This window comes from Serratia sp. CY31944 (assembly GCF_052169175.1).
In the GTDB taxonomy this organism is placed as follows: domain Bacteria; phylum Pseudomonadota; class Gammaproteobacteria; order Enterobacterales; family Enterobacteriaceae; genus Serratia; species Serratia sarumanii.
This window is the reverse complement of sequence record NZ_JBJNLG010000032.1, coordinates 1-16,284: the sequence shown is the minus strand read 5'-3', so window position 1 is coordinate 16,284 and position 16,284 is coordinate 1. Positions and strand designations below refer to the sequence as shown.

The following is a 16,284-nucleotide window of genomic DNA, read 5'->3' as shown; positions in this document are numbered from 1 at the left end:
CTTCTCTTGCGCGACGCCGGGCCCTCGTCCGCGGCAACGCGCATATGGCGTATCGCGGCCGGTAAGGGCGTACGGGCAGATTGCCTTGTCGGCTAATGGGCAGTCAGAAAGATGGCATAACGATGTGCGGCACTCACTCAGGAGTGATACTCATAGAGCGCTGTGGCGGCAGAAAAGTGGGAACGAGGATAAGAAGGTACAGCGACGAAGAGAGATTCGAGTGGTCATCCCCGGTGCTGCCATTGGCCCTGGTGTTGGCCGCGGATCTTTTTGCCGCCTGCTCCCTGCTTACGGACAAGAGCAGGCGGTTTATTTTGTGAGACTGGCACCCCCCCAGGACGCGAATCACACAGTATGTGCGCTAATTAACCATACAAACGATTAAATGTGAATGTCTTTTGAGTGTTTTTTTATTTAGCACCGAGTGTATTTTGAGTTTGACAAGCAAAATCAAACTGATATCGCTGCAACCCCCAGTCATCATCTATAATCCAGCACGGGTCCTCGCGCAGGTTTTTCAGCGCTCGCGGTCAACATCAAAAAAAGCCAAGGTTGTCATGAAGAAAACGCCAAATTACATCGATGCAATCAGCGCGTTGCTCACTCTGAAAGGAGTTGGCGACAGAAAGCATGCCTCCACGATGGCCAACATACTGAACCTTCAGTACAACAGCGCCAAACAGAAGCTGGATGGCAAAAGAGGCATCACCCTCGATGAAGTCAAAAAGGTATTTCAGTACTTCAACGAGCCGTTTGCCGGCCAAAGGACGCATAACGCCGTCTTTATCATGAACAGCATTCACAAGCGCTGCAATATTGAGGTTGACGAGCGCCCGGTCACGCAAGCGGACAACGACGAAACCTACGCCTGCAAAAAAGACGATCTTTTCATCATCAACACCAATCGGGAACATGCCGCCGAGGCTCCGCTGTACAAAGTCAACAAGATAGACTTTCTGCCGGCCCCGCGTATCGCGATCCTGGACAATGATGGGGATATTCTCGAACTGTTGAAGAAGATCGCCAGCCGATACGGCATCGAGACTGAGACCTTTCAGACGGCGGACGCCATGCTGGCCGCGCTGGAACAGCAGTCCTTTGAGGCGTTTATTCTGGACTGGCTGTTGGATTTCGGCGAGACCTCCGAACGCGTCGTGAAGAAAATTAAAGACGCCCTCGATCCGCACGCCCGCATCATCATTCTGACCGGCCAGCTGAATCACTACGAGAAAAACATCGGCGATATGATCCTGCACTATGACGTACATCTGGTGGAAAAACCGACCAAGCCGCTGATTATCTCCTCGCTGCTGCTGTCGAACCTATTCTTTAATTAGTTTGACCGGGATGCGGATCAAAAACGATGAGCCCACCCCTTCGACGGATTTGGCTTTAATGGTACCTTTCATCGTCGTGACGTAATTTTTGATAATGGTCAGCCCCAGCCCCAACCCCTGCCGCGTTTCCCTTTCCACCCCCTGATTGAACGCCTTATACAACCGATCCAGATTTTTGACGTTAAACCCGATGCCGGTGTCTTTTACCCGCAAATACAGATTGCCGTGACATACCTTCACGTTAAGGGTTATCGCGCCGCGGTGGGTAAATTTGTCCGCGTTGCTGAGCAGGTTGGCCAATATTCGGTAGAGCTTGTATTTATCAGAACCAATCAGCCCGGCATAAGACGAACGGTGAATCACGAGGCGATTGCCGCGCCCGGCGCCGATGCCGGTTACGGCATCGTCCACCACCTCATTCAGCCGGAAGGTGGAAATATTGATTTTGACTTCCCCCATCTCAAGCCGCGAATAATCCATTACCTCGCGCGTTTGTTCGGCGATCTTATTGCCGTGATAGGAGATCAGGCGGGCTTCTTTTTTCAACTCTTCCTGCGCCAGCTCGTGCTCCATGATATCCGCGGCAATGACGATGGCCTGAGTCGAGCCGGCGATCTCGTGGTAGATGGAAGAGATAAAGATGTTCTTGTTCTTGATGATCTCTTTTAACGAGAAGGCATTTCTCAGCACCAGGAACATCATCAGAAACACCAAAATCAACGAAAAGAGGGCGAACATCTCGGCTTTACTCGAATTCTCCTGGATGATGCCTTTCACTTCGGTAAAGTTTTTAATCTGTATCCGATAAATAATTTCCTGGATATCGACCAGCGTGCCCTCGATATCATCCATATAAGAGAGAATGTCCGCCTTGTTTTTCTGCCCCACCAGCAAGCCGGCGGAGAGATCGTCCAACGTGCGGTACTGCTGCTTCAACAGCGCAACATTCTTGATGAACTCGTCGTCGTAATAAAAAGAGTCGCTGAAGGTAGAACGGCTCTCCAGGATCTGAATCTTCGAGTAGAAGATTTTCTTTTTGATCTGGAAGGCGTCGTAGTCGTTATTTTCACTGAGCAGCAGCGCGGTTTTGGTTCTTTCAAACGCCAGAAAGAGGATCTCGGCCACCGAGTAGTTGTCCAGATTGGGCTCGATCTGCTTATAGCGTTCTTTTACGCCGCCGAAGTTAATGGCAATCAACAAAATCAATAAGGAGAAGATGGCAACCAACGCGATAAGAGTACCGATCAGTTTTTTGCTCATCTTATTTCAGCTCCAACCGTTTAACTTGCCAGACGGTTTTCGCGTTCACATCCAGGTTATTCAGCTCGGCGTAGCTATCGCGCGGATAAATAATGGCGAACGGCCCCAGTTCCCCCACGTCGATCGGCTTGCCGCCGCGCTGATAGGCGACGATCACGCGGTATTTAGTCATCTCGTCAATCGGCATCGAATAGGAGTAATCATCCCAGGCGAAAGCGCGCACCGACTGGCCTTTCAGATGATAGGCTTTCACCAGCTCCGCAAACTCAACGCCGGTGAACGTATCTTCCGGGGTGAAATTGGTCGAGGTTTTAATCGTGTGCGACGGCATCGCCTCCAGCATCTGCCGGGTTATCTTGATCTTCTCGCCGTCGAGCGGCTTCAGGTAAAAGTAGTCAACGGCCGCATACAGCGGCGCGCTGAACAGCGAAAGCAGCAGTAACGTCATCAATCCATTGATTTTCATCAGTCACCCTCTTGGCGTTTCACCAGTTCGACCTGGCCGAATTCATCCTGCCCGACCACGGCCCAACCGTTATATTGATAAAATCCTTCGGCTTTGGAGCCGGGATCGGTGGTTAAGTGGATCGCTTCGGCACCATGCTCAAACATCCAGTGAGTGATCCGTGCCAGCAAGGCGGAGCCGATCCCCTTCGACTGGTATTCCGGCTTCACGAACAGGCCGCCGATCAGCGGTTCAGGGATGAATAACCCGAAGCCAACGCCGGCATAGTCGTCGCCATGCTTGCAGATCCAGCCGCCGCCCTGGTTGATGTCCTCCAGCGCCTGTTTGCGCTGCAGATACTGGATCTGATGCGGATGCAGCAGGTTTTCCTCAACGGAAAAGCGGATCTCATACAGGTAAGGCAGGTGTTGCGCCGTCAATTTTTCGAAGGTAATGAGGCTGTCCATGTTCGCACTGTCCTTGGTTGTCAGGTAAAAAGCGCCGGTCAATTTCTGCTGTAACCATAGTAGCAAAGTTTGCTCTGCCCCGGCATGAGGCGAAAAAAAACCGCCCCCGAGGGAGCGGTTTATCTGGCGATGGGCCCGGCATGCCAGGCCCGCGGCGCGGATGACGATTACTCGTCGTCGCTGCCGCCCAGGCCTGCGTTGAGCAGCTCGGCCAGGTTAGCCGTCGCTTCTTCCGCGCTGACTTGCGGAACAACCGGCGCTTCACCCTGAGCACGGCGACGCATGCGATCCTGATGATAAGCGTAACCGGTACCGGCTGGGATCAGACGGCCCACGATGACGTTCTCTTTCAGGCCACGCAGTTCATCACGCTTGCCGGCTACGGCAGCTTCGGTCAGAACGCGCGTCGTTTCCTGGAACGATGCAGCGGAGATGAAGGACTCGGTCGCCAAGGAAGCCTTGGTGATACCCAGCAGATCGCGCGAGAAGGTTGCCGGGATCTTACCTTCAGCTTCCAGCTGACGGTTGGCAATCTTGACGCGAGACACTTCAGCCTGCTCGCCTTCCAGGAACTCGGAGCCACCAGCGCTAACGATAGTGCCTTTACGCAGCATCTGACGAACGATAACTTCGATGTGCTTATCGTTAATCTTAACGCCTTGCAGACGGTAAACTTCCTGCACTTCGTTGGTGATGTAGCGGGTAACCGCATGCACGCCACGCAGACGCAGAATGTCGTGCGGAGACTCTGGGCCGTCGGAAACGACGTCGCCACGTTCCACCACTTCGCCTTCGAACACGTTAAGCTGACGCCATTTCGGAATCATCTCTTCGTAAGCGTCGCTGCCGTCCAGCGGAGAGATCACCAGGCGACGTTTGCCTTTGGTCTCTTTACCGAACGAGATAATCCCGCTGATTTCAGCCAGGATTGCCGGCTCTTTCGGACGACGTGCTTCGAACAGGTCGGCAACGCGCGGCAGACCACCGGTAATATCCTTGGTACCGCCGGATTCCTGAGGAATACGCGCCAGGGTATCACCCGCACCGATCTGAATGCCGTCTTCCAGCTGAACGATCGCTTTGCCCGGCAGGAAGTATTGAGCAGGCATATCGGTGCCTGGGATCAATACGTCTTCGCCCTGAGCGTCAACGATTTTCAGTGCCGGACGCAGGTCTTTACCGCTACCGGTACGCTCTGCGCTGTCCAGAACTACCAGAGAAGACAAACCGGTCAGTTCGTCGGTCTGGCGAGTAATGGTCTGGCCGTCGACCATGTCCGCGAAGCGAATGAAGCCGCTGACTTCACTGATGACCGGCATGGTGTGCGGATCCCAGTTAGCAACGGTTTCGCCGCCGTTAACTTCTTCACCGTCGCCTTTGCCCATCACGGCACCGTAAGGCACCTTGTAGCTTTCTTTGGTACGGCCGAATTCGTCGATCAGTTTCAGTTCGGTGTTACGCGAGGTGATCACCAGCTTGCCCGCGGCGTTCATAACGAACTTCGCGTTGCTCAGCTTGATGCTACCCTTGTTTTTCACCTGGATGCTGGATTCAGCAGCCGCACGAGATGCCGCACCACCGATGTGGAACGTACGCATCGTCAGCTGTGTACCCGGCTCACCGATGGACTGTGCCGCGATAACGCCGATGGCTTCACCTTTGTTGATGATGTGGCCACGTGCCAGGTCGCGACCGTAGCAGTTTGCACACACACCAAAGTCGGTTTCACAGCTCACCACGGAACGGACTTTAACGCTGTCGACAGAGTTCTCTTCCAACAGGTCACACGCCTTCTCGTTCAGCAGGGTGTTGCGTGGCACCAGAATGTCCGCCGTACCCGGCTTGAGGACGTCTTCTGCCGTCACACGGCCCAGAACGCGTTCACGCAGCGGCTCTTTCACGTCGCCACCTTCGATAACCGGAGTCATCAGGATGCCGTCGTGGGTGCCACAGTCGTCTTCGGTCACAACCAGATCCTGCGCCACGTCAACCAGACGACGGGTCAGATAACCGGAGTTCGCGGTTTTCAGTGCGGTATCCGCCAGACCTTTACGAGCACCGTGGGTGGAGATGAAGTACTGGAGTACGTTCAGACCTTCACGGAAGTTCGCGGTGATTGGCGTTTCGATGATGGAGCCGTCCGGCTTCGCCATCAGACCACGCATACCGGCCAGCTGACGAATCTGAGCGGCGGAACCACGCGCACCGGAGTCGGCCATCATAAAGATGCTGTTGAAGGAAACTTGCTGTTCCACTTCGCCGTCACGGTTAACCACGTCTTCTACCGACAGGTTTTCCATCATCGCTTTCGCAACGCGTTCGTTCGCTGCAGCCCAGATATCGATCACTTTGTTGTAGCGTTCGCCGGCGGTAACCAGACCAGACTGGAACTGCTCCTGGATCTCGGCAACTTCGGTTTCCGCTTCTTCGATGATCTCCGCTTTCTTGGCCGGGATAACCATGTCGTCGATACCTACGGAAGCGCCGGAACGGGCTGCGTAAGCAAAACCGGTGTACATGATCTGGTCAGCAAAGATAACGGTCGGCTTCAGGCCCAGGATGCGGTAACAGGTGTTCAGCATCTTGGAGATCGCTTTCTTGCCCAAAGGCTGGTTAACGATCGAGTACGGCAGACCTTTCGGTACGATCATCCACAGGATGGCGCGGCCGATGGTGGTGTCGATGATGCTGGTCTGAGAAGTCCATTCGCCTTCGGCGTTTTTGACGTCTTCGGTGATACGCACTTTAACGCGCGCATGCAGAGACGCCAGGCCGGCGCGGTAAACACGCTCAGCTTCTTTGGAACCGTTCAGCACCATGCCTTCGCCCTTGGCGTTAACACAGTCGCGGGTCATGTAGTACAGACCCAGTACAACGTCCTGAGAAGGAACGATGATTGGCTCGCCGTTCGCAGGGGACAGGATGTTGTTGGTGGACATCATCAGCGCACGCGCTTCCAGCTGGGCTTCCAGCGTCAGCGGTACGTGAACGGCCATCTGGTCACCATCGAAGTCGGCGTTATAGGCCGCACAAACCAGCGGGTGCAGCTGGATCGCTTTACCTTCGATCAGAACCGGTTCAAACGCCTGGATACCCAAACGGTGCAGGGTTGGTGCACGGTTCAGCAGTACCGGGTGTTCGCGGATCACTTCGTCCAGGATATCCCAAACGACGGCTTCTTCACGCTCAACCATTTTCTTGGCGGCTTTGATGGTGGTGGCCAGGCCACGCAGCTCCAACTTGCCGTAGATGAACGGTTTGAACAGCTCCAGCGCCATCTTTTTAGGCAGACCGCACTGATGCAGACGCAGGTATGGACCTACGGTGATTACGGAACGGCCGGAGTAGTCAACGCGTTTACCGAGCAGGTTCTGACGGAAACGACCCTGCTTACCTTTGATCATATCGGCCAAAGATTTCAGAGGACGCTTGTTGGAACCGGTGATGGCACGACCGCGACGGCCGTTATCCAGCAGGGCGTCTACCGCTTCTTGCAGCATACGCTTTTCGTTGCGCACGATGATGTCCGGCGCAGCCAGATCCAGCAGGCGTTTCAGACGGTTGTTACGGTTGATCACGCGGCGGTACAGATCGTTCAGATCCGAGGTCGCGAAACGACCGCCATCCAGCGGAACCAGAGGACGCAGATCCGGCGGCAGTACCGGCAGCACGGTCAGGATCATCCACTCCGGTTTGTTACCGGACTGCACGAACGCTTCCAGCAGCTTGATACGCTTGGTCAGCTTCTTGCGCTTGGTTTCGGAGTTGGTTTCGTTCAGCTCTTCACGCAGCTGCTCGCACTCGGCTTCCAGATCCATGTTTTTCAACAGGGCCTGAATAGCTTCCGCACCCATCTTGGCGTCGAATTCGTCACCGAACTCTTCCAACGCGTCCAGATACTGCTCTTCGGTCAGGATCTGACGACGTTCGAGGTTGGTCATACCGCCTTCGACCACCACATAGGATTCGAAGTACAGTACGCGTTCGATGTCACGCAGCGGCATATCCAGCAGCAAACCGATGCGGGATGGCAGCGATTTCAGGAACCAGATGTGCGCGGTCGGCGAAGCCAGCTCGATGTGGCCCATGCGCTCACGACGCACTTTGGTCTGGGTCACTTCAACGCCGCACTTCTCACAGATCACGCCGCGGTGTTTCAAGCGCTTGTACTTACCGCACAGGCACTCGTAATCTTTTACCGGCCCGAAGATACGGGCGCAGAAAAGGCCGTCACGCTCTGGTTTGAACGTACGGTAGTTAATGGTTTCCGGCTTCTTAACTTCACCGAACGACCACGAACGGATCATGTCTGGCGAGGCCAGAGCAATCTTGATCGCATCAAACTCTTCGGTCTTAGTTTGCGCTTTCAGAAACTTCAATAAGTCTTTCACGGATTGGCTCCTGTCGGAGTTAAACCTGTTGGGTACCCACAACCGCAGTAGGTACCCGTGTGACCTGAACAACCACCCTCAGGCTCCCTTAGGCGGGGAGCCTGAGCCGGTATGACGATTACTCGTCTTCCAGTTCGATGTTGATGCCGAGCGAGCGGATTTCTTTCAACAGTACGTTGAAGGATTCCGGCATGCCTGGCTCCATCCGGTGGTCGCCATCCACGATGTTTTTGTACATCTTGGTACGGCCGTTAACGTCATCCGACTTAACGGTGAGCATTTCCTGCAGGGTATAAGCCGCGCCGTATGCTTCCAGTGCCCACACTTCCATCTCACCGAAGCGTTGACCACCGAACTGCGCTTTACCACCCAGAGGTTGCTGAGTCACCAAGCTGTAAGAACCGGTTGAACGGGCGTGCATTTTATCGTCAACCAAGTGGTTCAGTTTCAGCATGTACATATAGCCGACAGTAACCTGGCGCTCGAATTGCTCACCGGTACGGCCATCGAACAGCGTGATCTGACCGGAGGTCGGGATACCGCCCATTTCCAGCAGTTGCTTGATTTCAGTCTCTTTCGCACCGTCAAACACCGGCGTTGCGATCGGCATACCTTTTTTCAGGTTCTCTGCCAGACGCAGCACTTCGTCGTCGCTGAAGGTGTTCAGGTCAACTTTCTGGCAAACGTCGTCGCCCAGATCGTAGGCCTTCTGGATGAACTCACGCAGCTTGGCCACTTCCTGCTGCTGCTTCAGCATTTGGTTGATCTTCTCACCGATGCCTTTCGCAGCCATACCCAGGTGGGTTTCCAGGATCTGACCGATGTTCATACGTGATGGTACGCCCAGCGGGTTCAGTACGATGTCTACCGGCGTGCCGTTTTCATCGTAAGGCATATCTTCGATCGGGTTGATCTTGGAGATAACACCCTTGTTACCGTGGCGGCCCGCCATCTTGTCACCCGGTTGGATCTGACGTTTAACGGCCAGATAAACCTTGACGATTTTCAGCACGCCCGGCGCCAGATCGTCGCCCTGAGTGATCTTACGACGCTTGGCTTCCAGCTTCTTCTCGAAGTCGGATTTCAGTTCGTCGTACTGCTCAGCCAGCTGCTCCAGCTGGTTTTGCTTCTCTTCGTCGGTCAGGCCCAGTTCCAGCCAGCGATCGCGCGGCAGCTTGCTCAGCTTGTCGGCTTCGATGCCACCGGCAACCAGCACCGCGTGGATACGCGCAAACAGGCCGGCTTCCAGGATCTGCAGTTCTTCAGTCAGGTCTTTCTTCGCCTGCTTCAGCTGCATCTCTTCGATTTCCAACGCGCGCTTGTCTTTTTCCACGCCATCGCGGGTGAAGACCTGCACATCGATAACCGTACCGGAAACGCCGTTCGGTACACGCAGAGAAGAGTCTTTAACGTCAGACGCTTTCTCACCGAAGATCGCACGCAGCAGTTTCTCTTCCGGCGTCAGCTGGGTTTCGCCTTTAGGCGTTACCTTACCGACCAGAATGTCACCGCCGGTCACTTCAGCACCGATATACACGATACCGGATTCATCCAGCTTGGAGAGCGCAGCTTCACCCACGTTAGGGATGTCGGCAGTGATCTCTTCAGGCCCCAGCTTGGTGTCGCGAGACACGCACGCCAGTTCCTGGATGTGGATGGTGGTGAAGCGATCTTCCTGCACCACGCGCTCGGAGACCAAGATGGAGTCTTCGAAGTTGTAGCCGTTCCAAGGCATGAACGCTACGCGCATGTTCTGGCCCAGTGCCAGTTCGCCCAGGTCTGTCGATGGGCCATCCGCCAGCACGTCGCCGCGCTCGATTGGCTCACCCAGATTCACACACGGCATCTGGTTGATGCAGGTGTTCTGGTTAGAACGGGTGTACTTGGTCAGGTTGTAAATATCGATACCTGCTTCGCCCGGGTACATCTCGTCTTCGTTAACTTTGATAACGATACGGGAAGCATCCACGTACTGGATAACACCGCCGCGTTTGGCAACGGCGGTTACGCCGGAGTCAACCGCTACGGCGCGTTCCATACCGGTACCAACCAGCGGCTTGTCAGCGCGCAGGGTAGGTACGGCCTGACGTTGCATGTTCGCACCCATCAATGCACGGTTGGCGTCATCGTGTTCCAGGAATGGAATCAGTGAAGCACCAACGGAAACAACCTGCTGGGTGGATACGTCCATGTAGTCAACCTGGTCGCGGCTGAACAGGCTTGATTCGCCTTTGCTGCGGCAGGTGACCAGGTCTTCTACGAAGCGGCCTTCTTCATCCAGGTTGGAGTTCGCCTGGGCGATAACGAAGTTGCCTTCTTCAATAGCAGACAGGTAGTTGATTTCATCGGTCACCACGCCGTCACGCACGCGGCGGTACGGGGTTTCCAGGAAGCCATACTCGTTAGTCTGTGCGTACACGGACAGGGAGTTGATCAGACCGATGTTTGGACCTTCCGGCGTTTCGATTGGGCACACGCGGCCGTAGTGGGTCGGGTGTACGTCTCGAACTTCAAAGCCGGCGCGCTCACGAGTCAGACCGCCCGGGCCCAGTGCGGAGATACGACGCTTGTGCGTGATCTCGGACAGCGGGTTGTTCTGGTCCATGAACTGGGACAGCTGGCTGGAGCCGAAGAACTCTTTCACCGCCGCCGAAATCGGCTTGGCGTTGATCATGTCCTGAGGCATCAGGGTATCCAGATCGCCCAGAGACAGACGCTCTTTCACCGCACGCTCAACACGCACCAGACCTACGCGGAACTGGTTCTCGGCCATCTCGCCGACGGAACGGATACGACGGTTGCCCAAGTGGTCGATATCGTCCACTTCGCCCTTGCCGTTACGGATATCGATGAGCTTCTTCATCACTTCGATGATGTCGTCTTTGCTCAGGATGCCCGAACCTTCGATCTCGTCGCGCAGCAGAGAACGGTTGAACTTCATACGGCCAACCGCGGACAGATCGTAGCGGTCTTCGGAGAAGAACAGGTTCTCGAACAGGCTTTCGGCAGCTTCGCGCGTTGGCGGCTCACCAGGGCGCATCATGCGGTAGATTTCTACCAACGAGCTCAGACGATCGGTGGTCGGATCGACGCGCAGCGTTTCAGAGATATACGCGCCGTGATCCAGATCGTTGGTGAACAGCGTTTCGATGCGCTTGTGGCCGGACTGGCTCAGCTTGGCCAGCAGATCCAGCGACAGCTCCATGTTGGCTGCGCAGATCAGTTCGCCGGTATTGGTATCGATATAGTCTTTCGCGACCACTTTGCCCGCGATGTACTCTACCGGTACTTCAATGCTCTGAATGTCGTCTTTTTCCAGCTGACGGATATGACGAGCGGTGATGCGGCGGCCTTTCTCTACGTAGATCTTGCCGTTGGCTTCGATGTCGAACGAAGCGGTCTCACCACGCAGGCGCTCTGGCACCAGCTCCATCTGCAGCTTGTTGTCACGGATTTCGAAGACGATCTTGTCAAAGAACAGGTCGAGGATCTGTTCAGTGGTGTAGTTCAGCGCGCGCAGAATGATGGTCGCAGGCAGTTTGCGGCGACGGTCAATACGCACGAACAGGTTGTCCTTCGGATCGAACTCGAAGTCCAACCATGAACCGCGGTAAGGGATGATGCGTGCGTTGTACAGCACTTTACCCGAGGAGTGGGTTTTGCCCTTATCGCTGTCGAAGAATACGCCAGGACTACGGTGCAACTGAGATACGATAACCCTCTCAGTACCGTTGATCACAAAGGTGCCGTTTTCGGTCATGAGCGGAATTTCGCCCATGTAGACTTCTTGTTCCTTGATGTCTTTGACCGTACCTTCAGGCGCTTCGCGCTCATAGATAACCAGGCGCAGTTTTACGCGCAGCGGTGCAGAGAACGTCACACCACGGATCTGGCACTCTTTGACGTCGAAGACCGGCTCACCAAGACGGTAGCTAACGTATTGCAGCTCCGAATTGCCACTGTAGCTCTGGATAGGGAAAACAGAACGGAATGCGGCTTCAAGGCCGTACTGCCCTTCTGGATCTTGCTCGATAAACTTCTGGAACGAGTCAAGCTGGATAGAAAGGAGATATGGTATGTCCAGCACTTGTGGACGTTTACCAAAATCCTTACGAATACGTTTTTTCTCGGTATAGGAGTAAACCATAGGGTTCCTCAGCTCGCTGATCAGTGACCCAATCTGTCCGTCCGATTAGGGACAGTTCATGCAACACCGTTTTGTCGACCGGAAAGCGGGAACACTTTCCGCAATGTCTCTTGCTATCACGCTTAAACCATTTCATCGCGTCTTCCCCCAGAACTCCTGGTAGTGCAAAGACCGCGGTATATTAAGTCGTCAATAGAAACAAACATTGGGAGGCGAAACCAGCAGCCAAACAGTGTGAAACGCTACTGGCGCCCTACAGCGCAAAAAGGCTGGTGACTAAAAAGTCACCAGCCATCAGCCTAAAAGACTAGGCTGCAACCGGAAAGGTTGGCTTATTTAACTTCAACTTCAGCGCCAGCTTCTTCCAGAGATTTTTTCAGAGCTTCTGCGTCATCTTTGCTCACGCCTTCTTTCAGAGCGGCTGGAGCAGATTCAACCAGGTCTTTAGCTTCTTTCAGACCCAGGCCGGTAGCGCCACGTACTGCTTTGATAACAGCAACTTTGTTAGCGCCAGCAGCTTTCAGGATAACGTCGAATTCAGTTTTCTCTTCAGCAGCTTCAGCCGGGCCAGCAGCTACAGCTACAGCAGCAGCAGCAGAAACGCCGAATTTTTCTTCCATAGCGGAAACCAGTTCAACAACGTCCATTACGGACATAGCGGCAACTGCTTCCAGGATTTGGTCTTTAGTGATAGACATAACAATTGTTCCTAAAATTCAGAAATAGTTTAAATACGTTAGCAAAGGCTAAGAAAGAGTGGCTTACGCCGCTTCTTTCTGATCGCGTACTGCAGCCAGAGTGCGAACCAGTTTGCCGGCAGCGGCTTCTTTCATGGTTGCCATCAGGCGTGCGATCGCTTCTTCGTAAGTTGGCAGCGTCGCCAGGCGGTCGATTTGCGCCGCTGGGATCAGCTCACCTTCAAAGGCCGCAGCTTTAACCTCGAATTTTGCATTCGCTTTCGCGAACTCTTTGAACAGACGAGCAGCAGCGCCCGGGTGTTCGTGAGAGAATGCAATCAAGGTTGGACCGACAAACGTGTCTTTCAGGCATTCGAATGGAGTGCCTTCAACTACGCGACGCATCAGGGTGTTGCGAACAACACGCATGTAAACGCCAGCTTCACGACCTGCTTTACGCAGTTCAGTCATTTTATCTACGGTAACGCCGCGGGAATCCGCAACAACCGCAGACAGCGCGCCTTTGGCTACTTCGCTGACTTCAGCAACAATCGCTTGTTTGTCTTGAAGATTTAATGCCATTAGCTTTTTGCTCCTGGATTAGCCGGGGAAAATCCCCCGGAACTCACTTCACTCGGCGCTTTGTAAAACGCCACGCCGAGCGGCTTAACACGGTGAGCAGAATCCAGCAAAGACATTCTTTTATAAAAAAGAAAAATTTTCTTAGGCTCTGTCACCGTCTACGCAGGAAGGATTAAGTATCTTGCGATACACCTGCGGTCTTGGACGGAGGCCTGGATAGGCCAGGCTCCAACCGAAAAATCTTTGTTTTGCCTACGGCATAGCCAATAGCAAAACCTTGGGGCATAAGATTCTAGACAAATCTTGGCCCCAAGTCAAAGCGATAATCGCAAATGCGATTAGTTCGCTGCAGCAGACAGACCGCTCTGATCGATAGCAACGCCAGCACCCATGGTGGTGGAGAGGCTAACTTTCTTGATGTACATGCCTTTCGCCTGAGAAGGTTTTGCTTTTTTCAGCGCAACCAGCAGGGCTTCCAGGTTTTCTTTCAGTTTGTCTGCGTCGAAATCAACCTTACCGATAGTGGTATGGATGATGCCGTTTTTGTCGTTACGGTAGCGAACCTGACCTGCTTTAGCGTTTTTCACTGCTTCAGCAACGTTCGGAGTAACGGTACCCACTTTCGGGTTTGGCATCAGGCCGCGTGGACCCAGGATCTGGCCCAGTTGACCTACAACGCGCATTGCATCCGGGGAAGCAATAACAACGTCGAAGTTCATTTCGCCTTTCTTGATCTGGTCAGCCAGATCGTCCATACCTACCAGCTCTGCGCCAGCAGCTTTTGCTGCTTCAGCGTTAGCGCCTTGGGCAAATACGGCAACGCGAACGGAACGACCGGTGCCGTGTGGCAGAACGGTAGCGCCACGAACGTTTTGGTCAGATTTACGAGCGTCGATGCCGAGGTTAACGGCAACGTCAACGCTTTCTACGAATTTAGCGGTGGCCAGCTCTTTCAGCAGAGCAACAGCTTCAGCGATGTCATACTGTTTAGTAGCATCAACTTTGTCACGGATCACGCGCATGCGCTTGGTCAGCTTAGCCATCTCTTAATCCTCCACTACCAGGCCCATGGAACGAGCGGTACCTTCGATGGAGCGAGTCATCGCTTCAACGTCAGAACCAGTCATGTCCGCAGCTTTGGTTTCTGCGATTTCACGTACCTGAGCACGAGTCACTTTACCTACTTTGTCTTTGTTCGGCTTACCGGAACCAGACTTGATACCAGCCGCTTTTTTCAGCAGAACTGCTGCTGGCGGGGTTTTGGTAACGAAAGTGAAGGAGCGATCAGAATAAACGGTGATAACAACCGGAATCGGCAGACCTTTTTCAACGCTGTCAGTCTTAGCGTTGAATGCCTTACAGAATTCCATGATGTTAACGCCCTGCTGACCCAGAGCTGGACCCACTGGTGGGCTCGGGTTCGCCATACCAGCTGCAACTTGCAGCTTGACGTAGGCTTGTACTTTCTTAGCCATTTAAATTTCCTCGGTTTGGGTAGTATCGCCTCGCAAGAGGCTCCCCGTGTTTCACCCCGCCCAACATGCATCAGGCAAGGCATCTAAAAACAAAAGGCGCGAAATTGTAGTTCAATTTCGCGCCTTTGACAAGCGGCTACGGGCCACTCGTTGCTGATTATTCGATCAGCCTTTCTCAACCTGGCTGAAGTCCAGTTCCACCGGCGTTGCACGGCCAAAGATGGAAACGGAAACTTTCAGGCGGCTCTTCTCGTAATCGACTTCCTCGACCACACCGTTGAAATCGGCAAACGGGCCGTCGTTGACGCGCACCAGCTCGCCCGGTTCGAACAGCGTTTTCGGACGCGGCTTGTCACCAACCTGCTGCAGGCGGTTCATGATCGCATCAACTTCTTTATCGCTGATCGGCGCAGGACGGTCAGACGTACCGCCGATGAACCCCATGACGCGCGGTACGCTGCGCACCAGGTGCCAGCTGGCGTCATTCATCACCATCTGCACCAGCACGTAGCCAGGGAAGAATTTACGCTCGCTCTTGCGACGTTGGCCGCCACGGATTTCAACCACTTCTTCCGTAGGCACCATCACTTCGCCGAACAACTCTTCCATATCGTGCAGTTTGATGTGTTCACGCAGCGATTGTGCTACGCGACCTTCAAAACCGGAAAACGCCTGAACGACGTACCAACGTTTTTTTGGAGCTTCAGACATTTTAGAACCTCAGGCCAGTAATAAACGACACCAGACGGACCAGAATACCATCCAGCCCCCACAGAATCAGTGACATCACGGCGGTTACCGCGGCAACGATCAACGTGGTGTGTAGCGTTTCCTGACGAGTTGGCCAAATCACTTTACGTACTTCGGTACGCGCTTCGCGGGCAAACGCAACGGTGGCTTTGCCTTTGGTGGTCATCAGAGCCACTGCACCTGCAACGGCGATGATCAGCACAACTGCCAGCGCGCGCAATGGCAGGCTTAAATCACGGTAGTAATAGTTACCGACAATAGCCACAACCAACAGAACGGCGACGATCAGCCACTTTGCCGCTTCCAGGCCGCGTCCGCTCCCTTGAGCCTCGGTATTCGCACTCATAAACCAACCTGTCACAATGATGATTCAGAACAAACAACTTTGCCTCGCATTGCGAGGCAAACCAAACCGATCGGATACCGCTTCAGCGCTATCCCGGTGTTTTACGCCATGACGTATTTCAGTCAATACGGTTTAAGAGCCCATCTCACCAATGATTATGACTGCAAAATCGCTGATGAGATAGGTTCTAGTTCACAGCGTAGAAAAAGGGCATCAAATGATGCCCTTTTACCGCGTGTCGCGTCAAACTTTATCAGCGATTAAGCGATAACTTTAGCAACAACACCTGCGCCAACGGTACGGCCGCCTTCACGGATTGCGAAACGCAGACCGTCGTCCATCGCGATTGGGTGAATCAGGGTTACAACCATGTTCACGTTGTCGCCTGGCATTACCATCTCTACGCC

Annotated in this window: 12 protein-coding genes and 1 pseudogene; 1 reads left to right on the top strand and 12 read right to left on the bottom strand. The window is 54.0% G+C overall.

Translation table 11 applies throughout. The features are described 5' to 3' along the window. Positions 1 to 557 precede the first annotated feature (557 nt). Positions 558 to 1,337 carry a helix-turn-helix domain-containing protein gene (locus tag ACJ8IN_RS23705; protein WP_033636724.1) on the top strand — a complete coding sequence of 260 codons (780 nt, stop codon included), beginning with the start codon at positions 558 to 560 and terminating at the stop codon, positions 1,335 to 1,337. On the opposite strand, the gene ACJ8IN_RS23700 is transcribed toward ACJ8IN_RS23705, so the two are convergent. From ACJ8IN_RS23700 to tuf, 12 genes and pseudogenes are all read right to left on the bottom strand, one after another. Next, entirely contained in the window at positions 1,323 to 2,597 is a 1,275-nt protein-coding gene (locus tag ACJ8IN_RS23700; protein ID WP_033636723.1) for a sensor histidine kinase, read from the bottom strand. The two genes, ACJ8IN_RS23705 and ACJ8IN_RS23700, sit on opposite strands and share 15 nt — an antisense overlap. Position 2,598: 1 nt before the next feature. After that, a complete protein-coding gene (locus ACJ8IN_RS23695; protein WP_047569739.1) occupies positions 2,599 to 3,063 on the bottom strand; it encodes an oxidoreductase in 465 nt (154 codons plus the stop codon). Beyond that, on the bottom strand, positions 3,063 to 3,509 hold the full coding sequence (locus ACJ8IN_RS23690) for a GNAT family N-acetyltransferase (RefSeq protein ID WP_047571700.1): 447 nt from the start codon (positions 3,507 to 3,509) through the stop codon (positions 3,063 to 3,065). The genes ACJ8IN_RS23695 and ACJ8IN_RS23690 overlap by 1 nt, the downstream gene beginning before the upstream one ends. A gap of 167 nt (positions 3,510 to 3,676) precedes the next feature. After that, positions 3,677 to 7,900: a DNA-directed RNA polymerase subunit beta' gene (rpoC, locus tag ACJ8IN_RS23685; protein WP_038872909.1), complete on the bottom strand. Its 4,224-nt coding sequence runs from the start codon at positions 7,898 to 7,900 to the stop codon at positions 3,677 to 3,679. A gap of 118 nt (positions 7,901 to 8,018) precedes the next feature. Next, positions 8,019 to 12,047, bottom strand: a complete 4,029-nt coding sequence (rpoB, locus tag ACJ8IN_RS23680) for a DNA-directed RNA polymerase subunit beta (protein WP_033636721.1) — start codon at positions 12,045 to 12,047, stop codon at positions 8,019 to 8,021. A gap of 332 nt (positions 12,048 to 12,379) precedes the next feature. After that, the gene (gene rplL / locus ACJ8IN_RS23675; protein WP_004929903.1) at positions 12,380 to 12,745 is read right to left on the bottom strand and encodes a 50S ribosomal protein L7/L12; all 366 of its coding nucleotides are present in this window, start codon (positions 12,743 to 12,745) and stop codon (positions 12,380 to 12,382) included. Between the two features lie 63 nt (positions 12,746 to 12,808). Then, complete coding sequence (gene rplJ, locus ACJ8IN_RS23670) at positions 12,809 to 13,306, bottom strand: 50S ribosomal protein L10 (RefSeq protein ID WP_004929905.1); 498 nt, start codon at positions 13,304 to 13,306, stop codon at positions 12,809 to 12,811. A 338-nt stretch (positions 13,307 to 13,644) separates the two neighbouring features. Beyond that, positions 13,645 to 14,349 carry a 50S ribosomal protein L1 gene (gene rplA / locus ACJ8IN_RS23665; protein ID WP_033636720.1) on the bottom strand — a complete coding sequence of 235 codons (705 nt, stop codon included), beginning with the start codon at positions 14,347 to 14,349 and terminating at the stop codon, positions 13,645 to 13,647. Positions 14,350 to 14,352: 3 nt separating this feature from the next. Then, the gene (gene rplK / locus ACJ8IN_RS23660; protein ID WP_015376316.1) at positions 14,353 to 14,781 is read right to left on the bottom strand and encodes a 50S ribosomal protein L11; all 429 of its coding nucleotides are present in this window, start codon (positions 14,779 to 14,781) and stop codon (positions 14,353 to 14,355) included. 165 nt (positions 14,782 to 14,946) lie between these two features. Beyond that, the gene (gene nusG / locus ACJ8IN_RS23655) at positions 14,947 to 15,492 is read right to left on the bottom strand and encodes a transcription termination/antitermination protein NusG (protein ID WP_004929914.1); all 546 of its coding nucleotides are present in this window, start codon (positions 15,490 to 15,492) and stop codon (positions 14,947 to 14,949) included. A gap of 1 nt (position 15,493) precedes the next feature. After that, positions 15,494 to 15,877, bottom strand: coding sequence for a preprotein translocase subunit SecE (secE, locus tag ACJ8IN_RS23650; protein WP_004929916.1), 384 nt, complete (start codon positions 15,875 to 15,877; stop codon positions 15,494 to 15,496). 260 nt (positions 15,878 to 16,137) lie between these two features. Next, positions 16,138 to 16,284: pseudogene (gene tuf / locus ACJ8IN_RS23645) on the bottom strand (elongation factor Tu); the annotation flags it as partial.